General features: G+C 57.5%; 34 protein-coding genes. 16 read left to right on the top strand and 18 right to left on the bottom strand.

Going from position 1 to position 23326, the window contains the following annotated elements; genetic code table 11:
• The first annotated feature begins 32 nt into the window (after positions 1-32).
• Positions 33-530: a hypothetical protein gene (locus ACZ5A6_RS00780; RefSeq protein WP_464110981.1), complete on the top strand. Its 498-nt coding sequence runs from the start codon at positions 33-35 to the stop codon at positions 528-530.
• Between the two features lie 160 nt (positions 531-690).
• Here ACZ5A6_RS00780 and ACZ5A6_RS00785 read toward each other — a convergent pair whose 3' ends face one another.
• The 5 genes from ACZ5A6_RS00785 to ACZ5A6_RS00805 all read right to left on the bottom strand — a co-directional run bounded on the left by ACZ5A6_RS00785 (position 691) and on the right by ACZ5A6_RS00805 (position 2294).
• A complete protein-coding gene (locus tag ACZ5A6_RS00785) occupies positions 691-1035 on the bottom strand; it encodes a hypothetical protein (protein WP_464110982.1) in 345 nt (114 codons plus the stop codon).
• A complete protein-coding gene (locus tag ACZ5A6_RS00790) occupies positions 1032-1445 on the bottom strand; it encodes a hypothetical protein (RefSeq protein WP_464110983.1) in 414 nt (137 codons plus the stop codon). The genes ACZ5A6_RS00785 and ACZ5A6_RS00790 overlap by 4 nt, the downstream gene beginning before the upstream one ends.
• Positions 1442-1621 (bottom strand): hypothetical protein, encoded by a 180-nt coding sequence (locus tag ACZ5A6_RS00795; RefSeq protein WP_464110984.1) that lies wholly within the window; start codon positions 1619-1621, stop codon positions 1442-1444. Before ACZ5A6_RS00795 ends, ACZ5A6_RS00790 begins: the two co-directional genes overlap by 4 nt.
• Positions 1622-1793: 172 nt before the next feature.
• On the bottom strand, positions 1794-2102 hold the full coding sequence (locus ACZ5A6_RS00800) for a hypothetical protein (RefSeq protein ID WP_464110985.1): 309 nt from the start codon (positions 2100-2102) through the stop codon (positions 1794-1796).
• 24 nt (positions 2103-2126) lie between these two features.
• Positions 2127-2294, bottom strand: coding sequence for a hypothetical protein (locus tag ACZ5A6_RS00805; RefSeq protein WP_464110986.1), 168 nt, complete (start codon positions 2292-2294; stop codon positions 2127-2129).
• Positions 2295-2579: 285 nt separating this feature from the next.
• Between ACZ5A6_RS00805 and ACZ5A6_RS00810 the strand changes: the two genes are divergently transcribed.
• Positions 2580-3185 carry a hypothetical protein gene (locus tag ACZ5A6_RS00810; RefSeq protein WP_464110987.1) on the top strand — a complete coding sequence of 202 codons (606 nt, stop codon included), beginning with the start codon at positions 2580-2582 and terminating at the stop codon, positions 3183-3185.
• Positions 3186-3316: 131 nt separating this feature from the next.
• On the opposite strand, the gene ACZ5A6_RS00815 is transcribed toward ACZ5A6_RS00810, so the two are convergent.
• The 3 genes from ACZ5A6_RS00815 to ACZ5A6_RS00825 form a co-directional block, all read right to left on the bottom strand.
• Positions 3317-4021, bottom strand: coding sequence for a PDDEXK family nuclease (locus tag ACZ5A6_RS00815; RefSeq protein ID WP_464110988.1), 705 nt, complete (start codon positions 4019-4021; stop codon positions 3317-3319).
• A gap of 48 nt (positions 4022-4069) precedes the next feature.
• Positions 4070-4312: a hypothetical protein gene (locus ACZ5A6_RS00820; protein WP_464110989.1), complete on the bottom strand. Its 243-nt coding sequence runs from the start codon at positions 4310-4312 to the stop codon at positions 4070-4072.
• Between the two features lie 96 nt (positions 4313-4408).
• A complete protein-coding gene (locus tag ACZ5A6_RS00825) occupies positions 4409-4810 on the bottom strand; it encodes a hypothetical protein (RefSeq protein ID WP_464110990.1) in 402 nt (133 codons plus the stop codon).
• Between the two features lie 362 nt (positions 4811-5172).
• Between ACZ5A6_RS00825 and ACZ5A6_RS00830 the strand changes: the two genes are divergently transcribed.
• Together ACZ5A6_RS00830 and ACZ5A6_RS00835 are read left to right on the top strand one after the other, a co-directional pair.
• Complete coding sequence (locus ACZ5A6_RS00830) at positions 5173-6249, top strand: DUF262 domain-containing protein (protein WP_464110991.1); 1077 nt, start codon at positions 5173-5175, stop codon at positions 6247-6249.
• Positions 6233-6883, top strand: a complete 651-nt coding sequence (locus tag ACZ5A6_RS00835; RefSeq protein ID WP_464110992.1) for a hypothetical protein — start codon at positions 6233-6235, stop codon at positions 6881-6883. The genes ACZ5A6_RS00830 and ACZ5A6_RS00835 overlap by 17 nt, the downstream gene beginning before the upstream one ends.
• A 6-nt stretch (positions 6884-6889) precedes the next feature.
• Here the strand turns inward: ACZ5A6_RS00835 and ACZ5A6_RS00840 are convergent, their stop codons facing one another.
• Genes ACZ5A6_RS00840 through ACZ5A6_RS00850 form a run of 3 tightly spaced genes read right to left on the bottom strand, consistent with a single transcriptional unit; the run spans position 6890 to position 9229 of the window.
• Positions 6890-7663, bottom strand: coding sequence for a GIY-YIG nuclease family protein (locus tag ACZ5A6_RS00840; RefSeq protein WP_464110993.1), 774 nt, complete (start codon positions 7661-7663; stop codon positions 6890-6892).
• Positions 7663-8811, bottom strand: a complete 1149-nt coding sequence (locus ACZ5A6_RS00845; protein WP_464110994.1) for a DNA cytosine methyltransferase — start codon at positions 8809-8811, stop codon at positions 7663-7665. Before ACZ5A6_RS00845 ends, ACZ5A6_RS00840 begins: the two co-directional genes overlap by 1 nt.
• Positions 8798-9229, bottom strand: coding sequence for a very short patch repair endonuclease (locus ACZ5A6_RS00850; protein ID WP_464110995.1), 432 nt, complete (start codon positions 9227-9229; stop codon positions 8798-8800). Before ACZ5A6_RS00850 ends, ACZ5A6_RS00845 begins: the two co-directional genes overlap by 14 nt.
• Before the next feature lie 60 nt (positions 9230-9289).
• On the opposite strand from ACZ5A6_RS00850, the gene ACZ5A6_RS00855 reads away from it, so the two are divergent.
• Positions 9290-9532 carry a hypothetical protein gene (locus ACZ5A6_RS00855; protein ID WP_464110996.1) on the top strand — a complete coding sequence of 81 codons (243 nt, stop codon included), beginning with the start codon at positions 9290-9292 and terminating at the stop codon, positions 9530-9532.
• 14 nt (positions 9533-9546) lie between these two features.
• The gene (locus ACZ5A6_RS00860; protein ID WP_464110997.1) at positions 9547-9981 is read left to right on the top strand and encodes a hypothetical protein; all 435 of its coding nucleotides are present in this window, start codon (positions 9547-9549) and stop codon (positions 9979-9981) included.
• Between the two features lie 6 nt (positions 9982-9987).
• Here ACZ5A6_RS00860 and ACZ5A6_RS00865 read toward each other — a convergent pair whose 3' ends face one another.
• From ACZ5A6_RS00865 to ACZ5A6_RS00880, 4 genes are all read right to left on the bottom strand, one after another.
• The gene (locus ACZ5A6_RS00865; RefSeq protein ID WP_464110998.1) at positions 9988-10233 is read right to left on the bottom strand and encodes a hypothetical protein; all 246 of its coding nucleotides are present in this window, start codon (positions 10231-10233) and stop codon (positions 9988-9990) included.
• 141 nt (positions 10234-10374) lie between these two features.
• Positions 10375-10818: a hypothetical protein gene (locus ACZ5A6_RS00870; protein ID WP_464110999.1), complete on the bottom strand. Its 444-nt coding sequence runs from the start codon at positions 10816-10818 to the stop codon at positions 10375-10377.
• Positions 10819-10875: 57 nt separating this feature from the next.
• Positions 10876-12456, bottom strand: a complete 1581-nt coding sequence (locus ACZ5A6_RS00875) for a DNA cytosine methyltransferase (protein WP_464111000.1) — start codon at positions 12454-12456, stop codon at positions 10876-10878.
• On the bottom strand, positions 12453-12791 hold the full coding sequence (locus tag ACZ5A6_RS00880; protein ID WP_464111001.1) for a hypothetical protein: 339 nt from the start codon (positions 12789-12791) through the stop codon (positions 12453-12455). Before ACZ5A6_RS00880 ends, ACZ5A6_RS00875 begins: the two co-directional genes overlap by 4 nt.
• A gap of 190 nt (positions 12792-12981) precedes the next feature.
• Here ACZ5A6_RS00880 and ACZ5A6_RS00885 point away from each other — a divergent pair, with 190 nt between their 5' ends.
• The 10 genes from ACZ5A6_RS00885 to ACZ5A6_RS00930 all read left to right on the top strand — a co-directional run bounded on the left by ACZ5A6_RS00885 (position 12982) and on the right by ACZ5A6_RS00930 (position 20030).
• The gene (locus ACZ5A6_RS00885) at positions 12982-13434 is read left to right on the top strand and encodes a hypothetical protein (protein ID WP_464111002.1); all 453 of its coding nucleotides are present in this window, start codon (positions 12982-12984) and stop codon (positions 13432-13434) included.
• A 974-nt stretch (positions 13435-14408) separates the two neighbouring features.
• A complete protein-coding gene (locus tag ACZ5A6_RS00890; RefSeq protein WP_464111003.1) occupies positions 14409-16142 on the top strand; it encodes a hypothetical protein in 1734 nt (577 codons plus the stop codon).
• Positions 16143-16372: 230 nt separating this feature from the next.
• Positions 16373-16696, top strand: coding sequence for a hypothetical protein (locus ACZ5A6_RS00895; protein WP_464111004.1), 324 nt, complete (start codon positions 16373-16375; stop codon positions 16694-16696).
• Between the two features lie 155 nt (positions 16697-16851).
• Positions 16852-17445 (top strand): metallophosphoesterase, encoded by a 594-nt coding sequence (locus tag ACZ5A6_RS00900; protein WP_464111005.1) that lies wholly within the window; start codon positions 16852-16854, stop codon positions 17443-17445.
• A complete protein-coding gene (locus tag ACZ5A6_RS00905; RefSeq protein WP_464111006.1) occupies positions 17438-17716 on the top strand; it encodes a hypothetical protein in 279 nt (92 codons plus the stop codon). Before ACZ5A6_RS00900 ends, ACZ5A6_RS00905 begins: the two co-directional genes overlap by 8 nt.
• Complete coding sequence (locus ACZ5A6_RS00910) at positions 17709-18014, top strand: hypothetical protein (protein ID WP_464111007.1); 306 nt, start codon at positions 17709-17711, stop codon at positions 18012-18014. Before ACZ5A6_RS00905 ends, ACZ5A6_RS00910 begins: the two co-directional genes overlap by 8 nt.
• A complete protein-coding gene (locus ACZ5A6_RS00915) occupies positions 18007-18498 on the top strand; it encodes a hypothetical protein (RefSeq protein ID WP_464111008.1) in 492 nt (163 codons plus the stop codon). The genes ACZ5A6_RS00910 and ACZ5A6_RS00915 overlap by 8 nt, the downstream gene beginning before the upstream one ends.
• Positions 18495-18758, top strand: coding sequence for a hypothetical protein (locus ACZ5A6_RS00920; protein ID WP_464111009.1), 264 nt, complete (start codon positions 18495-18497; stop codon positions 18756-18758). The genes ACZ5A6_RS00915 and ACZ5A6_RS00920 overlap by 4 nt, the downstream gene beginning before the upstream one ends.
• A 207-nt stretch (positions 18759-18965) precedes the next feature.
• Complete coding sequence (locus tag ACZ5A6_RS00925) at positions 18966-19496, top strand: hypothetical protein (RefSeq protein WP_464111010.1); 531 nt, start codon at positions 18966-18968, stop codon at positions 19494-19496.
• A gap of 30 nt (positions 19497-19526) precedes the next feature.
• Positions 19527-20030: a hypothetical protein gene (locus ACZ5A6_RS00930; protein WP_464111011.1), complete on the top strand. Its 504-nt coding sequence runs from the start codon at positions 19527-19529 to the stop codon at positions 20028-20030.
• A 57-nt stretch (positions 20031-20087) separates the two neighbouring features.
• Here the strand turns inward: ACZ5A6_RS00930 and ACZ5A6_RS00935 are convergent, their stop codons facing one another.
• From ACZ5A6_RS00935 to ACZ5A6_RS00945, 3 genes are all read right to left on the bottom strand, one after another.
• Positions 20088-21635, bottom strand: a complete 1548-nt coding sequence (locus ACZ5A6_RS00935) for a site-specific integrase (protein WP_464111012.1) — start codon at positions 21633-21635, stop codon at positions 20088-20090.
• A gap of 344 nt (positions 21636-21979) precedes the next feature.
• Positions 21980-23068, bottom strand: coding sequence for a tyrosine-type recombinase/integrase (locus ACZ5A6_RS00940; RefSeq protein ID WP_217004338.1), 1089 nt, complete (start codon positions 23066-23068; stop codon positions 21980-21982).
• Entirely contained in the window at positions 23065-23310 is a 246-nt protein-coding gene (locus tag ACZ5A6_RS00945; protein WP_464111013.1) for a hypothetical protein, read from the bottom strand. The genes ACZ5A6_RS00940 and ACZ5A6_RS00945 overlap by 4 nt, the downstream gene beginning before the upstream one ends.
• Between the last annotated feature and the right edge of the window lie 16 nt (positions 23311-23326).

The following is a 23326-nucleotide window of genomic DNA, read 5'->3' on the forward strand; positions in this document are numbered from 1 at the left end:
CAGGAAAAGTTGATTAGATGCAGGAAATTTGAGTGAACGGTGGCCGTCCGTGTCCGCACCAATTTGTGGGTGCGCGACCAATCGCACAAATATCGCGCGACCAATCTCGCTCGCGTTTCGCCACGCCACTTTTTGAACTGTTTCCCGGCATGCTGCGGCGCGCATTGGTCAACCTTTGCCAGCAGCATGCCACTCGTGAATGTTCGCGCAGTCTTGCTAATGCCTGCTTAGTCGGGTCGGCGGCCGAAACCTGCCGGTCGGCTATCGGCCCCATTATGGCCGTCACCTCCGGCGCAGCTCATGTCTCCCCATGGTGCATTCTTGCCATCAATGTCATAGCGGCATTTTTCGGAAAGCCCAATCGAGCTTTGGCAATGTGCGAGGAAAACACCGCTTGCGCAACAGCTGCCCATACCATCGGAGATCGGATGGCGCTGGCGGGGATCCGGCGAGAAGCGCCTGACCGGGTGCTCGGTTATGAGGTGGTGACGACGACGTCGAAAGATCGCGTAGCCTGCTTACAGAACTAGGACGTGGCGCGCGCTGGTCGTTTGTCGGAGATGTCGAAGGTTTGCCGACCTTCGCTGTCGTCTCAGATAACTCTGAGAGCAGGGGTGTCCAGGGCTTCTGCAAGATTCGAGACGAGCGAGATGGAAAAATGAAGCCCCCGTTTCCGAGGGCTTTATTCAGCTACTCTTCGATTTCGGGGAGCGGATTACCTTGCACGTCGACCCCAGCAATCCAACGCAAGAACTCCTTCCATGTGTCGGAACGCATATACGCGATGAGATCGCCGCGCGTCTTGACGCCTTCGTCGGCGAGACTGACCGACTCGACGACCGCGTCATCGCCGAGATTAAGCGGGAGGCAGATCGACCAGTCACCACTGCTGTCCTGGCAAGCAGCCAACGCAAGAAGCGGGCGGCGGTCGAATGGCAGCGGTTCATTCATGCGATCACGATAGTGCTCGACCAGATAGTCGAGGAAGGCATCACTGGCGGCGCAGATTTCCTTGTAGTCGGGGACGCTGATCATGCTGCCCGCTCCGTTTTGGCCTGGTTTTGGAGACGCGGGCGCGCACGGTGCAACAGACCCACAACATAGTCGCGATCTGACATGATGGGGATCAGAGCGCGGACATCGCCTGCTAGATCTGCATACTCAGAATCGGCATCAAAGCGGAAGCCCATCGCGCCCGGCAGTGCATTTGCTTCAATCAACACTCGCTCTCCGAAGAAGATGCGAATTCCAACACCGCCGTCATCGCCGATATCTGCATATGCCGAGATCGTCGGCTGATCTAGGCGCTCAGCATCCTCGCGGTGTTTCGACATCAACTCGCTAACGAGATCTGTCATGATGTCCTGAATGCCGACGATCATGATCTGCACGCCTTCTTCGAACGCCTCGGCGATGGCGTTCATGGTTGCCAAGCTCATGCTCATGCGGACACCTCCTTGTTAGAGGTATCCTCAAGCGGGTCCGGCATCGCCAGGACGTTGCGGACGAAGCGTTCAAACGCCTCATTGCTGACGCGCTCGAAGCGCGTCTTGCCCGTGCGGAGATCAGCGGTGACGTAGTAGCGCTCACCCTCGAAGGTGAGAAAGTCTGCGAAGTACACTGTACGAGTCCTTTCTGCGACGTTGGTACGCAGCCAGGAGTACCGGACGATATGTTGCCGTCAATCGCGAAATTCTTCAATAATAATCGTTTATAATCAATGTGATATAAATGACATCACGGACATTTCCTTGATAATTTCGGGGAACGTAAACTGGTTTGGCGCGGCGCAATCAGGCGCTGTCTAAGGCCGGAGCCGTCTGTCCGGCGACATTCCCTCCGGGTGATCGCGCATCGTCGATCTGGCTGTTCGTGAGCACCGTGCCGAAGTCCATGGCCTCGAGAGCAGGATACGCGCTGTACTGCAGGCCGAGCATCTTCGCGCGGTCCTGATCCCTGGTGTTCTCGGCGTCGATTTCCTCGATGTCCTCGCCAAACGAAGCGGCCACGCGCTTGCGGCTGGTGAAGCCGTTGAGGACAGCCTCCGCGAATGCCGCAATTTCCTGGACCGGATGTATGTGGCCCCTGGCCGGGTTAAGCAATTCCGCCAGATCGCGGCGATCCTGCTAGTCATAAACCTTGAAGGTCCAGGTGGCGTATTCGTCGTCCCAATAGTCCGCGTCTGGCATCTTGATCCGCAGATGTCCTTCTTCGCCTTCGGGCGATATGGCGGCGAACACGGTCGCATCCGGCTCCTTCAGGATGTCTTCGTAGCCACCTCTCTCATCGCGCATCTCCCTCGCATTCGATACGACAATCGTGCGCCCCCGATCCGCCTGACGCAAACGCCGGCGGAAATTGCAAAGAGGCGATTGAGCGGCATCTCAAGGCGCTATAGGTTGCCCGAGGGTTAGGGACTGGGGACATCAATGGCGATAGTACGACGACGAAAGCGCACCGGAAAGCGTGGGGTATTGGTTCGTTTTCAGCCGTGGTTGGTCGCAGGCGGGGTTTTTCTAAACGTAGTCGCATCAGGTGGAGCGGCTGTCTCAGCGTGGTTCTCGTGGAAGCAGACGGGAGTGGCTATCGAGGCCGTCAATATCACGTCAAGAAATCAAGCATTCTCAGAGTATCTGGCTGCATTTACCGCAGTCTGCGAGGTTAGCCTGATCCCTCAGGATCAGGACGACATGTGGACGTTCCACGCAAACCAGGAGAACTATGATCCGCCTCGAACTGAGTTGTTCGAAATCCGGGAGCTTTACGAAGAGAAGATCGAACCACGAACATCCGAGCAGGTAGATGCCTGGCTCGCGGAGGCGTCGAAGAAACGCGAAGCGATGTGGGCAAAGTGGATGCAACTCCAGATCTGGCTCGATGACCAAGCTGTAGAAGATCTGTCCCAATCGGGACCTGATTACAGTCGCCTCTTCCTGGAAAATGCGAAGATGCCTGCTGCGTATTATGCGGTTGAGCAACAGAGGCGATGCCGATTGCTCCGGGATGCCGTTGTGACTCTCTACAAGAATCCCGACGACAAAACTGCGGACGCTAAGCGATGGATGCCGCTTTGGGTGCTTCCTATGTCTAGGACAAAGCCCACGGAAGAGATTCTGAAAGGCTGGGGGAGAGAAGACATTATTGAAACCTTGGCAGGTCAAGGACTGTGGCCGCTCCCCGAATGATCGCACCACCCTGGTTCGCCCTTGCGGCCGGAAGAACCCTGGAGAGATCCGGGGTTTTCTTTTGCATACATGATGGGCGCCGCCGCGATTGTGCTGGCCGGCATCGTAATCCGGCGCATCGACAGCGGTGCCTAGATCGCTCTCGCAATATCCGCCAGTAGGTCGCTGAGCAGATATCCTTCACGGACGTAGATGACGCGCACGCCGTTTTTCTTGCATTTCGCCAGCTTGGTGCGGTCTCGTTCGACATTCTTTATGTAAGCTTCCTCGCCGCCGAAGAAGGCTATGGACCTATCGTGCTGCTCGCCTTGGTATTCGAGGGCGATGCTGCGGTCAGGGAGATAGATGTCGAGATGCTGCCTTCCGAGCCACTGTGGCCGACCATGCTGGACGACAGTCTCGCCCGGGAATGAATCCTTGATAGCGTAGAACAGGGCCGTCTCTGCGACCCAGCCTTCACCAACGCGAGGAATATCGCGCTCCTCACGGAATGTGTTCTCCGCCTCACGCATCAGTCCCTTGCACATGGCCTCCGCTATCGGCGAGAGGCTGAAGTGGTATTGCGGTGGCTGTTTGACGAGGAAATAGCTCGGATGCCCACTGAATATCGGCATGCCTTGCGGATAGCGATGCGCATCGAGGCTCCATTCTTGAAGAAGGTTGCGGCCATCGTGCTCCTGCAGTTGCGACACCTTTGCATCCAGGAATTCTGCGACAGGGACGATGTGTTCCTTGCCGAATTTGGTGATCTTCGGGCCGAATAGCGTAGCGATATCGGTTCCCGTCACACGCTGCCCAGACGCGAGCTTAAGGCTGAGAATGGTGTCGGTCTGCATTGAGTTCCTGCTACCGAGTGGCGGCTGAGGTTTCGTCTGCAGAGCCGTCTAAAGCTCGCCCAAGCCAATGTAAGCGTCTCCCGCCCAGTATCTGAAATAGAACTTCTTTTCGTCCGGCGCGTTAGCGGCGATCTTCAGCAGGATATCCGCTGCAGATGACCATGCGGATTTCGCGCGTGAAGATCTAGTATCGGCGATATCGTAAAAGGTTTCTGGATCTCGATAGGACGGCAATCCAGATATAAGGGTGCTGGCGCGAGCGAACAACGCGTCCACTTCCTCCTGCGTCATTGAAACCACTGCGTGCGCCCTCCTCGAATCTTGCGGACGGTAGCTGGCAGCTTGAAGGAATGCAAACCGCCGCCGAGCAGGTGACCCGGGCGGCGGTCAGATGAGACGGATACGGAAGTTTCTGTGAGTTAGGAGACGGCTGCAGACGTAAGCTCCTTGATGACTTCTCAATTTCAGTCGACTGCCGCTGAGCATCTCTGTTTTGCTACCGATGGTGATAACGACATCAAGCCGCTTCTTGGGTGGAGTGAGCGAGTATCTGTAAAACCCGACCGTCTTGCCATCAGTCTGCGTGTCAGCGGAGGCGATGACGATCTTGTCTTCCGGATCCGTGACGTCGAACATCCAGCCGTCGCCCTCGAAATCCTCGGGCATCGTTGTCCAGGTGCCGGGCGCGATCTGGTCTTTGCCGCCATCGAGATCCTCGACGATGTGATTGGTGCCGAACGCGGCCGCAGGGCGCCGACGAGGGATTCCCCAACTTGCGTCGACTGCCAAGCAGCCTTCGGCGCATTCTCGGCCGACTCAATCTTCTTGCGGAGATCCGTGACAGCATCGGCATCTTCGTCGATTTCAGCGCAATCCCCTGTCCGCCAATACGGCGAGCTGTCGTAATCATCCGCAGACTTCTTCCATTCCGCCATGAGGCGCACACGCTCATGAGTAAGCGCGGTGACTAAGATCGACTTCTCGTCTTCATTGATATCCAGTACCGGCATCTCAATCTCCCTCGCTTGGTGCCTGAGAAAATGGCGTGCGGTGGGACGGCACGGCGCAAACGCCGGCAGGATTGAGGTCAGATACTTTTCATCAGGGGTTTTGCTGATATTGTGTCCGCAACTTCCAAGAAAGAACTCCGCATGCAGATCACCACAAGCAACTATAGCGTAATCGAAGTCGTCGAGATGCTCGAACGCAAGGAATTGACCGTAAATCGCGAATATCAGCGGGGCACCGGTCTATGGCCCGATGGTCCCGCCAGCTACTTCATCGACACGATCCTTGAAGGATATCCATTCCCGAAGATCTACATGTATGAGTACATAAATCGGGGCGATCGTCGCATGCGCAAAGAGATCGTTGATGGACAGCAGCGGATTACGACGATCCGCCGCTTTTTCAACAATGAGTTCGCGATCAAGGGCGAATCCAAATACGCGGGTATGCGATTTCAAGATCTGGCGGACGAAGATCAGCTCCGGTTTTCGTCTTACACCGTGAGTGTGGACGTTATCCGCAACGCAACGCGAGCTGAGATTTTACAAATGTTCCGGCGAATGAACGCCTATACATTGCCTCTCAACGAACCCGAAAAGAGACACTCATCGTACCAAGGCAAATTCAAGTGGTTCGTGAACGACATGGCGGACGCCCTAAATGAATTTTTTATTGAGTTCGGCGTCTTTACGCAACGGCAAATCGTCAGGATGGCTGACGCGGAATTGATCTCGGAATGCGTCCTATCCATAGAGCGCGGCATTGTTAGCACGAGTGCGTCTGACTTAACGAAACTCTATAAGAACTACGACGAGACGTTTCAAAACGCTCCCGATTACTACTCGATCCTTCGGTCGACTTTCGACTTCATCATCGCCGAATTTGGCGATCTGCGAAACACCCATATGATGAAGCCATACGCACTCCATTCCTTGGTGACTGCGCTGATTCATGCACAGTTTGGTATCGAGCAGATCGAGCAAGAAGACGGCGTGCAGCGTCCGGCGCAGTTCGTTCCGAACCGAGCACAGGCAGTGAACAACCTATTGGCTCTAGCTCAAGCGCACGAGGCTAAGGAAATCGACGGACCTCTTCACCGATATGTCTGGGGATGCGAAGCTGCTGTAAACCGCGCACCACGCCGCTACGCTCGAACAATGTCTATATTTAAAGCTATCGGTGCACAGGTGCCGGACCCGGAATATGCCAACCTCTTTTAGTCAGGTCCGAAACAAACTCATCATGAGGTTGAACACGCTCGAAAAGGCATTCGAGCGCCACGTGATCGCGCCTTCGGTTACCAAAAATATTGATAAGTACGCGCTTCAGGAGGGCCTAATTTCCTCCCTATGGCAGGCATGGGGCGAGTTCTGCCGAGAGGTTGTAATTGGGGCCGTAAAGGGGGCAAACACAACCGTCGGAACCCTGGTGAGCTCGCCCACCTATTCAGCGAGAACCGAGTTAGAAATCGCATTCGTAGCGAAGCGTCTCGCATCAGCCCAGTCCGTGGGAACAATCAGGTCGGTCGCAGGGCGTCATCAGGAGCCCACTTGGGGGGATGTGACCAAATTGGTTCTGATAGTGTCGGGCCTCGCGCCTTCCAACGTGGCCACCATGCTCACTGCGTTCGGCAGTGCCACGGCGATCAAGGACCTACAGACTTATCGTAACGCCAGCGCTCACATTTGCAGCGATACCCTGGCGATGGTCACCGCGACGAGGGTTCGATATCGCGACACCCATTTCCGACATCCATCAGACACGATGAAATGGACAGATCCGGCGACCAACGACTACCTGTGGAGGACTTGGATCGATGAAATCGATCTCGTGTCGGACATCGCAACGCAGTAGGATGGTTCAGATCCTGACGCTCCGTCCAATAACGACCCCCGCGCTATATTCCCGGTTCTCTCTGTACATGATTATGCGCCCTGGAAGCGCGGTCGCTTGCCAGCCTGGCGGGAGTGCTACGAGGACGGAGTTCAGCACCTCGCGTGTGGTCGAGGGCTTCGCCGTGAACGGCGGCACGATGCTCGTCACGAGATCCCGATGAGGTTTGCGACCACGACCGCCATCTCCTTCGGCACGAAGCGTGAATGGGAGCTCACGACGCAGGGCATCGAGAACTTTCGCAGCCGAGACTCCGCCATCGGACTGGATGTTGACGCAGTGATCGAGATCGATGGGATAGACGGCGTCGAATCCGGTGGCCTTGAGTTCTGTCGTGTCTCGATTGCGGCCGGGGTCATTGCTGCCGAAGCCACTGAAGTTCCACCAAACGTCCGCGTTTTGGGCGTAGTGTCGGATCAGCAGTTTTTCCAAGTCCATGGCCGTAAAGACGAATACGCGAGCTGCCTTGAACTGGACGTCAGAGGGCTTCAAGTTCTGTCTATGCTGAATTGTCCATGCATGCTTCGACAGACGTCCGCGCAGACCAGAGTCGGCATCTGTCTTGCCCACGTAGACGACTTGTCCGCCGACAAGGAGCTGATATACGCCCTGTTGGTCCGGCACCTGCATCGTGTGCTCGTGTGTCAGCGAGGCCGAATCCATCTTGGCAAATTCGCTCACCAGGCTGGCGAGCAGAGCTGACGGGAGATCGAATTCGAACTCGACGTAGCCGTCCGCCATCACACGCCTATCTGCTGAGCGACGCTGCGTCCGACCACGGCCGCAAGTTCCACCGGAACAGCGTTCCCGAGCTGTCGCATGGTCTCGGTCCAGCTCCCGTGGAACACGTAATCATCCGGGAAGGTCTGCAGGCGCGCGCTCTCGCGAACCGTGAAATAGCGGACGCTGCCATCAGGACGACGGAGCATGTTCTCCCCACCCGGCACGCCATGAACGCCAGCCTTGAGTGTCTTCGCAGGCTCGTGCAGCGGGCTGCCGGTGTGACCGGGATACGAGCGTGCGCCCGCCTGGAAGCGGTGATTGTATACAACGATGTCAGACGGAATTTTCTTGGTAGGATCCGGGAGGCCTACGAGAGCGTCGGCGACGGTGCGCCACGGCAGCTCGTCTGGCATCGACATCCTGCTGATGCGGTCGGCACCGAGGATCTCCGGCCGATCCTTTTTAGCCACTCGATGTCGATCCCAGTATTCGCCCATGACCTGATCCCAGATCAAGGATTCGCGGGAATGCGTCTCTTGCGGGAAATGAAAGGCCTTGCCTAGATCCTCACGAATGCCAACGAAGAAGACGCGTTCGCGCTTCTGGGGGATGCCATAGTTCGCGGCGTTGAGTAGCTGCGTGACGACGCGGTAGTTGAGTCCTTCACGGCTGCCGCTAGTGTGGTGCTGCTCAAGCCGTGACAGGTGGTCCTGCCAGGATTCGTCTTTGCCCTTGATGATGTCTGGGTGGGACAACTGCAGACGAATGTATTCGAAATAATTCCGGAAGCTGGCGCGCGTGAGCCCTTTGACATTCTCAAAGATAAAAGCCTGTGGCTGCGCCTGACGCACTGCGCGGATGGCCTGTGGGAACATGTCTCGTGCATCATCGTAGGCTGCATGCTTGCCGCCCATGGAGAACGGCTGGCATGGCGGCCCCCCGGATACGAGACCGATCTTGTCCTTGAATGCGGTGAAATCGACGTCACGCACGTCACCGTGCTTCACCTTCCAGCCCTTGACAGCGCGCATTCCAAGCCGCTGGTTCTCGCGGAGAGTGTCGACGCAGTAGTTGTCCCACTCGACAACGCTGGCGGGCCGGAATCCGGCCGAATGCAAGCCCAAGCCAAGTCCACCTGCACCAGCGAAAAGCTCAATCGACTTCATCGCAAAGAAACTTTCGTATGTTCTCGCTCAGGACTGGCAGGTTCGCTTTCGTAACCTGGCATTCCCAGACGATCATTTCATCCCACCCCAGTGCCTCTAGTCGGGCACTGTTTTCGGCATCACGCACGGCGTTTCGTTCAAGCTTCGGGAGCCAGAAGTCAAGCCGCGACTTCGGTAAACGAGACAACTTGCAGGCCGAATCGTTGTGGCGATGCCAGAAACAACCATGAACAAAAATTACTTTTTTTCGACTACCAAAAACGATGTCCGGCTTACCAGGCACATCTTTTCGATGAAGGCGGTACCGAAACCCCATACCGTGGACGAGCCGACGAACTTCAAGCTCCGGCTTCGAATCCTTGCTTCGGATCCGGGACATGCGTTCTGAGCGGGATTTCGGATCGAGTGTGTCGGTCATGGCTAGCGAAAAGGTTGCAAAAGGATATTGTCGATGCCCTGAGATAGGGTCGGAGGGGACATGAAGCAAAGATTGGAGTCGAACGCGCGCAAAGTTGCCGCAGCCGCAAAGGCGCGTCCCGCGGAGACGCGGTGGTCGTTGATCGGGGCTGCGGCTGGTGCCGTGCTCGGATTGCTCGTGGGCGGCGTGGGCATCGCAGCAATGGGAGGCGCTGCGGGCGTACCTGCGGCCGTCATCCTGGCACTCGTCGGCGGCATCATCGGCAATAGGTACGGCATCAGCAAGGATCGGCCCGTCGGGTGAAATACAGGAAATCCATGCGCAGATATCTCGTCACCTTGAGCGCTCTTGTTTGCGCGACTCCTTCCTTCGCCGCCACGAAGGCCATGGAATGCGAGCGATACCAGATCGGATCCGACGGCTACAAGGCGGAGCGCTTCGTCTACACGATCACGGCTGACCTGGATGTTGGCAGCTTGAGGATTGACCTCAAGCAGCCGGAAGAGAACAAGACCGGAAATTTTCCTATTCCAACGGGATCCGATTGGAAGATCGTCTGGCGATCGAAGGATTCGCTTCGCGTCGTCGGACTTGCAACTGACTATTCCGACAATCCATTCGAATCTCCAGTCATGATGCTCGACGTCGATTTTGCCAATGTGCGGTCGGCATATACGACAGCAGGCGGCCTTACGGATTTTGATACCGTCATCAGTGATCCGTGGAAGTACGAGTGCAAGCGCCTCGACTGATCGAGGCTACGCCTGACGATCGACGATAGCGGGTCCATAGGACACCCGGATCCGGCCGCCATCATTCCGGTATCGCAACTGGATCGGCAGCTGAACCACGAACAACTCGTCGATATCGGCATCAGAGAGGCGCTCCGATCTCTTCTCGGTGACGAAGTCCATTACAATCGCCTCGACTTCGCTTAGCGCCTTCCTGACGGCGTCACGCAGTGCAATCTTGTCACGCGTGCGAGGTGTCTGTCCGGCGACCATGATCGGATTTGGAATGTAGAGGATGCCGTCAGGAAGGCGCTTCAGGACAGGTTCACTGACGGCGGCTGCAGGGGTTTCGTCTTACGTGGAGCCATTAAGCGTCCTCCCCCAGAAAAACGACATTGTTGGCGGCTACATCCATCAGCGCATCGATGATATCGAGCGCTCTCCTGGCGTCCTCCAACGCTGTAATCGGGGCAGCTCGGTCTCGATACGAAGCCACTCGCCGACATCACGGCACCAGCGATAACGATGATCTCCATGCTCATCAGCGAGGAATTCCCAAAGCCAATCGATCTGCTCACGGAACGCTGCCATGTGGCCACGCTCGATGGAAACGATGGCCTCACGGATATTGACGATATCGGAGCGGCGGCCCTGCAGCTTGTCAGCGAGCTGCCACATGATGGATTCGTCGTCAGGGAGCTGGTCGATGAGGAATCGCATGACACGCTGCCAGAGACGGACAATATGGCCGATGTCGTATTCAGATCCGAGGGCTACCCAGTCAACGACAGGGCGCTGGACGCGCTGCGGGCGGGAGTGCCACTCGGGAAAGCGCTCGATGTTGACGGCTGCGTGCATGACAATCCTCCTCGATGTCTCAGAAGAATCGTGCGTGCCGGCGGCGCGTGAAGCAAGTCAGTCCCGATGATCGTCGGAGCGGTGGAAGGAGTCGTTGTAGTCTTCCGGATGCAGATCAGGACGGTCGCGATCGTGTTCGAAATACCGATCAATATCGTCTGGCAACATCGGCGTTGAGAGGTCCAGATCATCCGGCTCGCGACCGCTGATCTTCGGCAGAGGACGTCCTGTCAACGCAGTAGCCTTCTTGTTCTTGGTCGTTTTTGGCCGCTGTCGAGGAAACAGGGTCACTCCTCGTAGGCCTCGAACGTCAAATCGAGCCGCGAGTTCGGCGAATTTGCCAGGCGGAAGGCCGTCCTCGAACTCGCGATAGAGGCGGAGTGCGGCGCGCAGGTCTGATTTCGATTTGACGCTGAGAGTGCCTTTTTTGAAATCCTTGACGTTCGCGCCCTTGCGACGAGCTTCGATGGGAAGGAACGAGAATGGCACTGTGCGTTCTAGCGCGGCGATCTCCTCGGCCGCCGACGAAAATGTTCGGCCGCCTAGCATCCTCCGGGCACGATTTACGCTGCTCATGACGTTGGCGATAGACGCCTTCGATGTCAGCCCCTTTCTTCCAGTCTTAGGATTCGGCTTCTTGAGGAATTCTGCGAAACCATCACGCATCGCCGGGATATCGTCGCCGTCGCTATCATTTCGCGCGATGATGACCTTGCCGATGATCGCCGCGGTAGGACTCGGCACGGCGTTGGCGATCATCTGTGCAACATCGCGACCGGTCCATCCGTCCCGTGAGCGTTTGACCTTTTTCCCCCGGAAGTCGAAATCGACGGGAAACCCCTGGACCCTTGCGACCTGATCGAGCGACAGTTGATGAGCGTCTTTCGCCTTGATCGCATCCTCGGGATGGGCGACATACGACGGCCCAGGCGCTTCATGGGTCGTCCTGATTATCGTAGGGCATGGTTCATCAATCGATCTCACGCCGCGGCCACCGACTTGGCCTGATTTTCCGCTCCACGGGCGCGCCCAAAAGTAGCCGGTCTCCAGCAATTCCTTGTCTTCGGGGTGCCTACGGGGGTTGAGCATATCGCGGACGACCATTGGGCGCGGCGATGCGGCTGCTCTTATGGCCGACTCAAGGAAGCCATCGCGCTCGCCGAGGCGGCCGATGCATAGAAAGCGGATCCGCTTCTGTGGGACACCATAATGACTGCAGTCGATGTAAACTTCAGTGAGGCCGTAGCCGGCGCGCTTCCAATTCGAGCGCGCTTGCTGATAGCTACGATAATAAGGTGCGCGATCAACGTTTTCGAAAACGAACCACTGCGGCCGCAGCACTGCGATGGTCATCGCGTAGATCGGTGTCAGCCGAGCGTTCGTCTTTTCCTCCCGGTTTCCGGCCTTCGAGAAATCTTGGCATGGCGGGCCTCCGACGATGAGGTCTGGACGGCCAGTTATCAAAAAAGCGGTATTGGCAATGTCGTTGAGATCGGTCTTGTGAACCTGTTTTCCTGTGTTGACGAGAACGTCATGCGCGGCATCGCCGATCTCGAATGATACGCTGTGCTTCATTCCGGCGGCCTCAAGGCCACGTCCCAGACCACCAGCGCCAGCAAAAAGTTCGGCAAATCTCAACGCATCATCCCTTCACATACATGTCCGTGAGATGAATAGTGCGGGACCGTTGAGCTCAGGTAAACGCCTCCGGCATGGTTCAGTCGCCGTTCAGCTTGCGGAGCGCGCGTGATCTCGCCGCTGTAGATCTTCGCCAGGTCCGAACTCCGGACGCTCGCCGAGATCACCTCATCCCATTTATACGTCGCTTTGTCGCTCATGCGGGCCAGGAGCTTGAGCTTGTAGTCGCCGTCACGCTTCGCGGCACGCTGCCAGTAGCCTTTTTGCGCTCCGATCTTGCCGAAGAAGATGCCGAGCTTGCCTTGCCGCAAGCGGGCCCGATGTGGCAGCCCCAAATCAAGAATTGCCTGGAGACGGACCCGGTAGATCGCTTTCAGTCTGCCTTGGATCTCGCCTCACCCAGGGTCTTGAAGCGCATCAGGGGCCTGATTTCGAAGCTGCAACGCTGTTACCTCTTCCTGGATCCGGAAAATCGCTCGACGAGAGCGCACAAGCTCGACAGTGTTCCGTTAGCGCGATGATCGCTTGAAACACATCTCGGTGGAGGCAGGGGGATCGGAATACTCGGGGCGCGCGTGCTTGCCCAATCAAGATACCAAGTCGGTCGCTTTCCGCCATCATCCTGAGCTCTTCGAGATTGACAAGAAGCCTAGGGACCAGGCCGTTGTGCAGCAAGGCACTACCATGGGCGCACCGGATGTAAGCAGTGTTGATGGCAGTTCCGGGACTATAGTCTCTAAGGGCTTCATCGATGTCAAAAAGTACATCGGCATGATCCAACATCTCGATTTGGCGGAGGATGGCAAATCCCCGGAGCGCCAATCCCCATTGCGTGACAGTGCCCATGTAAACATAGCATGCTTTGTCGGCCAGTTCCGCAGGGCTTTGTGTGTCGTGCAATTCAATCATAGCTGTCCTCCGATTCGATATCTTCCGATGCCATTGATGTCGGCCGCAATCGCCGGCGAGAAATCCTGAATCGGATTACCGCAATTTGTTTCGACTTAGAGCAAATTGCCTTGACTGATACGTGATGCCTGCCGACGATATCGGGCGGCCAACTTGAGTACCTCAGCGCACGTGCCTTCATTTTGAAGTACGGCCCGGACGCTGAGCTGCGCCAACACATGGCCCTTCGCGGAATCCGGCCGCGAGAAGCCGAACCCATTCAGTGCCTGAGCGTAGTCCGCGTCTTCGGCGGCAACGGTAGCCAGCACCGCCAAAGCTTCTTTGACCTTCGGCCCGCGCGGATCAGGTGCTGGTTTCGGTGGGGGCGAAAACCGTCTCATGCTGGGCCACCGTCCTCACTATGTGAATTTGTAGGAATCCGTTTCTTAAAGCTGGAGTAATGGGGGGAGGAGCCACCCTTGGTCGGCTTCGAAGTGATTTTCCTGAGCGACTCCAGATCGTCCCGAAATAGAAGCCTTGCCATGAGCTTCCGAACAGCTTCGTTCGGCGAATAGCCGTCTCCGAGAAGGATAGTCTTCGAATCGGCGACAACCGACTCCAGGACAGCATTAGACTGTCCTGTCTCCCGGAGACGAGCGAGCGCCAGAGCGAATGCCGCCGCTACAGCCCAATCCACTGGCGGCGCTTCCGGCTTGCGTGCAGCCCTAAGTCGATCGCGATACCGCCCCTGCTCAGCCCTATGCGCCTCGTTCGCGGGGTTCCTCGGTCTCGGCATCGTCTCCTCCTTTCCTCACTACGTGAACGTCTTCTGTCCTCACTACGTGAGTAATAGACCAAGGATTCGCGTCGGCGGTGCATCTCACAAAGCATTGAAAATAAAAGTTTGTTGACGCCGAAAATTGCGCGATTGCCGCGTCAACTTTCTTGCTCGTCCCAACCGCCGGCGACTGCTTGCCCTGCGCTCGGCCGTCTCAAACCATCGAGTCTGAGGGTCCGCAAAGAGACCCCGATCGATGACTTCAGACGACCCGGGGACAACAAGAATGCGCAACGCAAGCAACGCAGAATTCACACGAGACCGCGCCCTCCAATGGCACATGCATGCCGACTACGACCGTATGGTTGAAGCGGGGGTTCCGCTCCCTGACGGTCGAACCAAGCGGGACCGTCAAGCCATTGCCTCGATCGCCTCCGGCATCATCTCGAGCGCACGAACGAAGCCAGGGCAGTGGATGTCCTACAGTCGTTCGGAGTCGTGGTATCCCGGGCAGGAAATGTATTACGGCGATGCATTCGGCTACAGCACAGTCGTAAGCGCAATGGAGCGCCTGACCGACGGCCCGTTGATTGAAGCCCACATCAAGGCGCGGCCGGGTGATCATCTGAGGAAGACGTCGACCGGGCTGACGCTTCAGTCGCGCATCCTTCCCGCAGTTAGCGCATCAAAAGTCGTCCTTCCGGAAATGGACAAAGAACTCGCGCAATCGATCCGCCTGCGCCGTCGCGAGGACAAAAGGTTGGTGCCATACAAGGAGACTGAAAGCATCCACCGGATGCGCGCCACGCTCACGAAGCTCAACGCGCACTACGCTGAGGCCGACATCGCGTTCCACGGCGGCCGTCGCGATGGCGATGTGGCGTTCTTCATTTCCAGAAAGGGAAACGAATACGGCGTCGATCTGTCGACCCGCGCCTGCCACCGAGTGTTCAACGATATCTGGACACTGGGAGGCCGCTACTACGGAGCCGCCTGGCAAGCGATGGACAAGGACGCGCGCAAGCAGATCGTCATCAATGGCGAGGAGGTTTTCGAAGCGGACTTCGCGACGCTGCATCCGAGGATGCTCTATCACGCAGCCGGGCTGCCCCTTGAGGCCGACGCATATGACATCCCCGGCTATCGAGATCAGCGTGATGCGTGCAAGCGCGGCGTGAACATTTTGATCAACGCGGAGGGCTATGAAGAAGCAGTGCATGCACTGTTGGAACATGTTGAGGGTGGATACCACGAAGCTGTCGACATGATCGAAGCGATCCGCGAGAAGCACGCGCCCATCGCACGCTTTTTCCATTCCGACGCTGGCATCCGCCTCCAGCGCATCGACAGCTCCATCTGCACGGACATCCTAAACGAGCTGACCGTCAAGAAGGGCATGACAGTTCTTTCTGTTCACGACTCGTACATCGTCCAGAGTAGCCAAAGGGACGCCGTTCTCGATGCTATGGAGCGTCACTACAACAAGCATGTCGAAGGAGTGTCTCGCATCCTAGATTCCATCGTAAAAACAAACGATTGTCGTCTAACTCCGCTACATAAGGGGTCTACCTCCCCCTTCGTCCTGCCTGCCTCCTGCCGAGACGGTTCCACCGATTCAGAATCCAATCGGAATCGTAAGAAGATTCAGAATCAGAATCGTAAGCCCGTCACTGCGGAAGATAAGGCGGTTATTAGAGCGACCAGGTTCAGCAGGATCAAGACCAAGGCTAGGCCGTCCGCAGACACGGCACATTCCATCTCCACCGCTCCGGAACAGAAGAAACGCGGAGTGGAGCCTGTGGAGTGCACCCGAAACGATCACGAGTGTGTCGATGCGGCAAATACCCACGAACGCACGGTAGATCCCATTTCCGACGATTGCAGACACGGCGCGGAATTGGATGAGAAACCGAGGGCAATCTGGCAGCCGAGGAAGACGACTGTTCTTGATCAGATCCGCGAAGAAGAAGGTAGACGAGACGCGAAACGGAACGGCAAACTAAAGACTGGACGGGAGTGAGGCGAATGACCGAATACATGCGCTACAGAACCTTCATTGCGAATCTTGAGGCCGATGCGGCGGAAGATGACACGATGCGCATCCTGGAGAATTGCTAGCTCGCCGAGGAGTGCGACACATGGCTCTCTCTCGTTCCGGGGAGGGACGGTGGTGTTGCCCTCGTTCGCTCGAGGAAGCACGGCAAGACTCCGATCGATGCGGGCGTCACGATCCGTCTCGAACCGACGGTCATGATGACGTCACTGGCGGCCGCCCTTGCAAGACCCGAGATGATGGATCTTGCCCGGTCGATCCTGACGGGCGGCGATCTCGATCTATACTCGGTCGGCATGTTCACGGACGGTCTGAAGGATCTGCCGACGAATCCATTCCAAGACGACGCGGCGGAGGCTGCCCGCCCCGCACCGATCCGCAAGCCGCCATCTCTCGATATCGAGCTGTGGCGCAGGACTCCTCACGCAAAGCGCCGCGACTACATCAAGCACATGGCGCGTGGCATCCGCCGAGGTATTCACCCCGACGACACCGTCGCTGAACTACTCTCCGCCGCGTGATCCTGGACAAATCCATGATGCCGATCGCACTCCTTTAACCCTGCTGGCGCCTTTCTTTCCGGCAGGGGCTCACAACCCTACCGGGTCCATGCTATACGGATTCCCGGATAAGAGGACCACTCGATGACTGGACTGAAGATAGCCCGAATAGCCTGATGCCGCCGCGCGCGGTGCCGCTTTCGTTTGCCATCTTCCAGGATTCCAGCATGTCCTTCGTTCGCAAGTTCTATCTCTCCGACACCCACTTCAGCCATAGCTGCATCCTCTCGATGCAGCCACGTCCGTTCTCGACGATCGAGCAGCACGACGAAGCGATCATCACGCGATGGAACGCGGCCGTCGCTCCCACCGATGTCGTCTACCATCTCGGCGACTTCGCCCTCGGCTTGAACAATCCCGACCGCATCCGCTGGATCTTCAGCCGTCTCAACGGCCGCAAATACCTCGTCTACGGCAACCACGACGTTCGCCGCGACGGCGATCTGCACTCCACCATCGCCGGCCTCGAATGGGCTGCGCGTCCCGAAGCCATGATGTTCATCAAGGACGAAGGTCAGCATATCGTTCTGTCGCACTACGCGCAGCGGTGCTGGCAGGGGCGCAGCAAGGGAGCGTGGCACTTCTATGGACATGCACATGGTCGGCTGCCGGCCGAAGGGCGATCTCGTGATGTCGGAGTGGACTTGCCCGATGTCGCCTTCACGCCACGCACGTTCCGCGAACTCACCAAAGGAATGCTCAATGCCTGACCCCGCCTGGTACCGCCGCCTCGTCGAGCGCTTCGGATCCGTCGTTCCCGCAGCCGAACACCTCCAGCTCCGCGCCGACCTCCAGCCAATCGTCGACGACCTCTTCGCCGAGCTGACCGACTTGCACCATGCCTGCCGCGTTTTCGGCATCGTCGAGCGTACCGATGGCCTCGTCGTCATCGACGCTCGCTTCCTGGATGGAGCCACCGCCGCCGAGAAGAAGGCGATCAACGAGATCCTCGAACAGCAGCAGGAGCGCCTGAATGACTGATAGCCGCATTCCGATCGGCTGGTTTGACCTCGTTCACGACCTCCGCCTTGTGTTGCAGCGCGAGTTCCCCGCCGTCGCTCTCACCTCAGTGACCTCCGACCGAGGCTGGCTGCACGTGCGCTGCTCCGACCGCGAACTCGATCCTGACAACCGCGTTCGCCTCGACCGTCTCGTGCAGCGTTATGTCACCCAGTCCTTGTCGACATGCATGTCGTGTGGATCTGGATACGGTCGTGACCGCGGCGCTCGCAACGTGGTGACCTGCGATGCCTGCGAAAAGGAGTCCTGCGATGCGTGATGATTTTCCACGGATCAAAAAAGACGACCTCGTCGCTGACTTCCCGGGAGTTTTCGATACGGCGAAATACGTCGACGTCGGTATCGGCTGGCTCGGCCTCGTCCGCGATTTCGTCGTCGGGGCGCTCCCGCACGATCCAAGCTTGTGCGTCTACGAAATCAAAGAAAAATGGGGCTGCATGCGCGTCTGGTGCGACACTCCCGTCCTCGCCGCGCGCTTGGCGAAGGGCAAGGCAGAGTTCAAGTCGTCGATGACGTGCGAGGTTTGCGGGTCCCCTGGCTTCTTGCGCCGCCCGCCGCCTAATCGCTTTGCATGGAGGCGCACGCTCTGCGACGAGCACGCCAGCGAAGACCAGAGGTCTTGGGGTGCCCGTAAGACCGGGCCGTTCTACGGCCACATGCAAGTCAATGGCGATTGGTACCGCTACAACGAAGAGACCGACACTATGGTGCCGAGCGAGCCTCCGGAGGGGTGGAGGCGATGAAAACGTTTGACGAACTGCGCACGAAATACGCGCATCTCATCCGCCCTGGATTTTTTATCGAGTGCCACGAAGGCTGGATCGGGATCCTCGATCGCTATTTCGAAGTCCTAGACCGCGAGCTGCCGGAAGGGGTCGTGTACGAGATCCACCAGGTGAAAGAGAAGCTTGGCTCCCTGCGCATTTTACGATTCGAGCTACTTCGAGCCGCTCTCGACAGTTCGTGTGGTCACGGATGCCCATCGCCGCGCAGAAGCTCGTAGCTACCACACCTGCGAATACTGCGGGCGACCAGGCGTTTGGAGCAGCCGGCGTGGCTATCTGACAACAGTCTGTGAGGACCATGCTGTTCGCGACGGTTACCGAGCAGAACCGTGTGAAGCGGAGCCAACCGCCTTCCGCGACGAGCGCGGGCTGTGGTTGACCTACGATGTCGAAGACGACGTAATGATCGAAGCGGAGGCACCGGAATGGTCGCGATGACAGCAATCTCTTTTCGACGCCGCCGTGAGAGCCTTGGCGTTCCGCGCCGCATCAGCATTGAAGGAATGGATCGCGAATCCTTGGTCTGCGAAGCCATTCTCCTGGATCCAGAGATCGAACGCGCGCTGCCGATCTTCTGGGAACCCGATGACGAGACTTGCCGCCGCGTCGGCTGGTGGCTTGTCCGACACACGGGGACACTCTTCCATGTGGGTCGTCGTCTTCTCGAACTCTCGTCGCCGGGAGGCGCGCTCCTGCCGCCGTTCGAATTCCAGCTTTGCCGAGAGACGGAGCCAACGGAAGAGGAGCAGAGGTCGGCGCCGATGTTGCATCCGTGGTCACTGCTTCTTTTCCAGAGCGGTTCGTCACCGGCGTACTGGCGGCTTGGCGGGACCGTTTATCATCCAGATCATGACTGCGTTTGGGTGACCACGCGGCTGCTGTACCTGCATCGAGAGAAACAGATGGCGATGACGACGAATGGCTGGGTCAGGCTTGGTAAGCGCATGAGCGCGTGATGTCGAAAATAACCGACCAAAAGGTGGACAATGTCGAAAATTTCCGTCGCCGACGGATGGCAGCACATCCTCGCCGAGGCCGTAGAAGAGGCACAGGCGCTACCGGAAGAGTGGTGCGTTGAGATCACCGCAGCCGAGACCGTCGACGGCGCGTTGAAGATCTCGGCGACGTATGTCTCCGGTGACATCCCGCTCGACGACCACCTGCCACCGGACCGCAAGCTTCCGCATCCGTGGCGCTCGATGATGCGGATCCGGGAGAATGCTCGCGCGAAATCTCTCGGGACGTGCGAGTGCTGCGGTCGTGAAGGAAAGCTCATTGATGCCGGCGAGAGTGCGCGTGTGCGGTGCGAGCGTCATGAGTATGTCGTCGATGCCATGGAGTGGTCGGGGAATCCGGTTGGGGCGTTGTTCGACAGCGCCGAGGAAGCGATGGCACATTTCCTTGATGATTACGGAGCGGGGGTCGATATGATGCGGGAGCTGGCGGCTGCCGATGAGGACGATGCCGACGAGATGCCTAGGAAACATTGAAACTGGCATCCAGTGCCCGACGATTTCGATTTGGCGGGCACTGGAATAGGGCGGGAATTACTCGGCTGCGTCGAGGATTGCCGATTTTGCGGTCTTCTGGCGTTCGTATTCGTCCAAGACCGCATCCGTCCAGATGCGCATCGCTTCCTTCTTCAGTGCGATGTATTGAGCCCCGCCGTACGCCATCTTCGTGATGCGAGCGGTGCGCAGACGCTGGAAATCCTCTCGCTCGCGTTCTGATGCTGTCACCGCCAGCTCTGATTTTTCATGGATATCGTGCGCGAGAATGACCGTCGCGCCACCTGGGATCCCGTTCTCATCCAGGACTTTCGTGAGGCTGCGGCGTAGGTCGTGCAGAGACCACCAGTCGATCCTAGCTTCTTTCAGAAGATCTCGGCGCTCAGTGCGTTCCGGCACCTTCTTGCCCTTCCGCTCAGCCTTGGCTTCTTGGATGAGGGCATCACGGCCAGCGAGACGATACAGGATGCGGTAGACACCGGATGCGGTCGCGTGGGCATCCTTCTTTCGCTCAGAAGGGAAAGCCCATTCCTGCGATCCTGCGTACCGACCCTTCTCGCGGAAAGAATTGATCATCTCCCAGGCGCGCGCTGGTATCGGCAACACATGGGCCTGACCTGCCTTCATAACATCTTCCGCCCACGCAGCGAGAAGAAACTCGTTGCTGTCCGGATCGGTGACGACATCATGGGCCAAAAGCGACATTCCGGCAGTCGCGCGCTGGCAAGTGAGGACTAGCCACCACAGACCCGCTAGCGTTCCCGGATTCGTTCCGTTCACGCCTTGCGCTCGGCCGGGCAGCGGCTTCGTCAGGTACTCCTCGGCAAGCAACATCGTAGCCACAATGCATTCAACTTCGGGGCGGCGATTGCGAGGCTTGATCTCGAAGGGCGCGTTGAGGAAGTGCCACCAGGCATCGACTTTATCGAGGCCAGACTGCCCGGCATGATTGCGAGCGCAGTAGTCGAGAACAGCCCGGGTATAGGTCACGACTTTGATCGCGGGAGAGGCACCTACATGCTTCTTGACGTGATCTCGAACGCTCTCGATGTCGCCGCGGGTCACGAGGACGGCAGGTTTGTCGAGCACCTTCTGGAAGAAGTCACGGCCGAAAGTCCCTCGGTAATCCTTGACCGTATTCGCGCCGATCTTGTGCTTGGCATCGGATGCCGTCTTTCCGGCAATGGTCTGCTCGACGCACTCGCGAAGCGTCCATGTGTCTGCCGTCTTGTGGACGGCCTGAAGCGCGGCGCTCTTACTCTGACCGGACCAATGCGCATCCAAGAATGGCCGCGCCTTCGCCGGATCATCCTTCAGGATACTCATGACCGTAGCAGCCAGGTCGCGGACGGTCTTCGGCGCGGTGATCGTGCGGTCACCTACTGGGTGGACGTATCCGACCGTCACGGAGTTGTCGCCCCAGCGCACGATCCAGGACGCCTTCTTAGCCTGAACCATCAAGCGCAGGCCTGTGAACTTCTCGTCGGTGAAAATGAAGGGCTTGCCGTCAGGTGTCTCGCCAGCCTCCGCCATCTTCTTCGCGCGCCCGATCTCCTTGTCCGTGATCACCAGCTTCTCAGTCGCCAAACCTCACTCCATACCGTCACTAAAATCTATACCGCTCCTATACCGCTTCCAAATTGGTTGACAAGGGCAGGTGACACCTAGCCTGCTCCAGCTCGGTGAAACATGCAAGAGGCGCGTAATTGTTGGCAATGACATGATTTTACTGTGTTTTTAGGCGATGCGGCATCGTAAGTTCGACACCTGTCAACAAACTTGAAAATGGGCTATGAGACAGACATTAGGATTGAAAATCCGCGTGTCGGTGGTTCAAATCCGCCTCCGGGCACCATTCTAATCCCTTGGTATGCCTGTCTTTTTCCATCATCTGCCGCTTTCTGTTCTGTATCAGTTTGACAAACTTTTTCTCAAAGTTTGACAGACTTCGTTTTTCGTTTGTTCAGTTCCGCCTCGAAATCGGCTACCGCGCTCTGTGCCTGTTTCGACCTGTCGGCGCGGCGGGAATAGTGCTTCGCCATTGCCTCTGTTGCATGGCCCAAGACGAGGGCGATGGTCGCACTATCCTTCTCCATTTCGGCTAGGATCGTCGCAACTGTATGCCGAAGGCCTTTGAGGGTTAGTCCAGGCTGAATAGCGCCAGTCTCTTCGAGCTTCTTCTTGATCCTGTCCCAATTCGTGCTGAAACCATTGTACGTCCACGGCTGGCCCCGGCTGCTGGCGCAAAGGGTGATTGCGCTGTGGAGCGGCGAAGCGTCCAGCGCCTCTTTGACTGGCGCGAACAGGGGCAGAAAGATCGGCTGGCCGGTCTTGTTGCGCCGGGTGTCGATACCTGCGCTCGAAATCGCCGTTTTAGGCAGCGCCAACGCATCCTGCGGATCGAGGCCGTAAAACATCATGAGACTGAAAGGGAGAAGCATTTGGGGCGGCAGCGCCGCCAAGACTGCTTCGCGCTCCGCGTCCGTCCAAGGGCGGTTTGCATCGGGCAAGTCTTTCGGACGCTCCGCGAGACTGACATGCTCAACTGGGTTTTCCTTCACATATTCATATTCCATACCCCAACTGAAAATGATGGAGAGGACAGAACGGACGTAATTTGCGAAGCGAAACTTATGCTGCTGTTCGGCCTGATCGCGAATTTTTGCAACACGGCCACGCGTGAACCAGTCAAGCGGCTGGTCTCCAATAGGCTGGAGCCAATCAAAAACCTTCTGGTAATCCGACTGGGTGCGAGGCGCACGCTTCTGAAACTTCGGGCTGGCGCGATACTTTTTGATGAGCATGCCGAGCGTTCCCGGCTTCGCTGCCTTAACTTCGTACAGCTTATTGACGCGGTGCACTTCCATGTCGAATGCGAGGCTATAGACCTCGAATTTCTGGCAGTCGATCTTGTGGCCGGTCGCACGGTGATAAGCGCGCCAACGAAACGGAGGCTTCTTGTCTCGCTGGATTTTCCAACCGGCGTATTTGTTCACCCGCTTTTCGCGCATCTTCGTCATGCGCGCTTTCCGAGCTTGCCGATAACAGCTTCGTCGTTGGTTTCCATGCCGCATTTCAGACCGTCGAGATAGCTATCAAGATCGCGCATGTCATAGACTTTCACGCCTGATGGAAACTCCACAGGCGTAATGCAGCAATCGATTGGGAAGCGCTTTGCGCTCACGCCGCAATAGTTTGCCGCTTCGGTGAGCGTGAGCATACGACGAGGTGCTACCCTAATATTCAATGTTGTACCGGCCATGTGATGTACCTCGATT

This window comes from Agrobacterium sp. 6Ca8, assembly GCF_055382765.1.

Bases quoted from the DNA above. Each gene is read 5' to 3' on its own strand.
- ACZ5A6_RS00945 (WP_464111013.1), bottom strand. From the start codon at position 23,310: ATGGCCGGTACAACATTGAATATTAGGGTAGCACCTCGTCGTATGCTC.
- ACZ5A6_RS00925 (WP_464111010.1), top strand. From the start codon at position 18,966: ATGGTCGCGATGACAGCAATCTCTTTTCGACGCCGCCGTGAGAGCCTT.
- ACZ5A6_RS00840 (WP_464110993.1), bottom strand. From the start codon at position 7,663: ATGGCGGACGGCTACGTCGAGTTCGAATTCGATCTCCCGTCAGCTCTG.
- ACZ5A6_RS00920 (WP_464111009.1), top strand. From the start codon at position 18,495: ATGAAAACGTTTGACGAACTGCGCACGAAATACGCGCATCTCATCCGC.
- ACZ5A6_RS00835 (WP_464110992.1), top strand. From the start codon at position 6,233: ATGCCAACCTCTTTTAGTCAGGTCCGAAACAAACTCATCATGAGGTTG.
- ACZ5A6_RS00865 (WP_464110998.1), bottom strand. From the start codon at position 10,233: ATGGTCGCCGGACAGACACCTCGCACGCGTGACAAGATTGCACTGCGT.
- ACZ5A6_RS00830 (WP_464110991.1), top strand. From the start codon at position 5,173: ATGCAGATCACCACAAGCAACTATAGCGTAATCGAAGTCGTCGAGATG.
- ACZ5A6_RS00790 (WP_464110983.1), bottom strand. From the start codon at position 1,445: ATGAGCATGAGCTTGGCAACCATGAACGCCATCGCCGAGGCGTTCGAA.
- ACZ5A6_RS00820 (WP_464110989.1), bottom strand. From the start codon at position 4,312: ATGACGCAGGAGGAAGTGGACGCGTTGTTCGCTCGCGCCAGCACCCTT.
- ACZ5A6_RS00870 (WP_464110999.1), bottom strand. From the start codon at position 10,818: ATGCACGCAGCCGTCAACATCGAGCGCTTTCCCGAGTGGCACTCCCGC.
- ACZ5A6_RS00805 (WP_464110986.1), bottom strand. From the start codon at position 2,294: ATGCGCGATGAGAGAGGTGGCTACGAAGACATCCTGAAGGAGCCGGAT.
- ACZ5A6_RS00850 (WP_464110995.1), bottom strand. From the start codon at position 9,229: ATGACCGACACACTCGATCCGAAATCCCGCTCAGAACGCATGTCCCGG.
- ACZ5A6_RS00855 (WP_464110996.1), top strand. From the start codon at position 9,290: ATGAAGCAAAGATTGGAGTCGAACGCGCGCAAAGTTGCCGCAGCCGCA.
- ACZ5A6_RS00785 (WP_464110982.1), bottom strand. From the start codon at position 1,035: ATGATCAGCGTCCCCGACTACAAGGAAATCTGCGCCGCCAGTGATGCC.
- ACZ5A6_RS00845 (WP_464110994.1), bottom strand. From the start codon at position 8,811: ATGAAGTCGATTGAGCTTTTCGCTGGTGCAGGTGGACTTGGCTTGGGC.
- ACZ5A6_RS00890 (WP_464111003.1), top strand. From the start codon at position 14,409: ATGCGCAACGCAAGCAACGCAGAATTCACACGAGACCGCGCCCTCCAA.
- ACZ5A6_RS00915 (WP_464111008.1), top strand. From the start codon at position 18,007: ATGCGTGATGATTTTCCACGGATCAAAAAAGACGACCTCGTCGCTGAC.
- ACZ5A6_RS00815 (WP_464110988.1), bottom strand. From the start codon at position 4,021: ATGCAGACCGACACCATTCTCAGCCTTAAGCTCGCGTCTGGGCAGCGT.
- ACZ5A6_RS00930 (WP_464111011.1), top strand. From the start codon at position 19,527: ATGTCGAAAATTTCCGTCGCCGACGGATGGCAGCACATCCTCGCCGAG.
- ACZ5A6_RS00940 (WP_217004338.1), bottom strand. From the start codon at position 23,068: ATGACGAAGATGCGCGAAAAGCGGGTGAACAAATACGCCGGTTGGAAA.
- ACZ5A6_RS00860 (WP_464110997.1), top strand. From the start codon at position 9,547: ATGCGCAGATATCTCGTCACCTTGAGCGCTCTTGTTTGCGCGACTCCT.
- ACZ5A6_RS00900 (WP_464111005.1), top strand. From the start codon at position 16,852: ATGCCGCCGCGCGCGGTGCCGCTTTCGTTTGCCATCTTCCAGGATTCC.
- ACZ5A6_RS00905 (WP_464111006.1), top strand. From the start codon at position 17,438: ATGCCTGACCCCGCCTGGTACCGCCGCCTCGTCGAGCGCTTCGGATCC.
- ACZ5A6_RS00895 (WP_464111004.1), top strand. From the start codon at position 16,373: ATGATGACGTCACTGGCGGCCGCCCTTGCAAGACCCGAGATGATGGAT.
- ACZ5A6_RS00910 (WP_464111007.1), top strand. From the start codon at position 17,709: ATGACTGATAGCCGCATTCCGATCGGCTGGTTTGACCTCGTTCACGAC.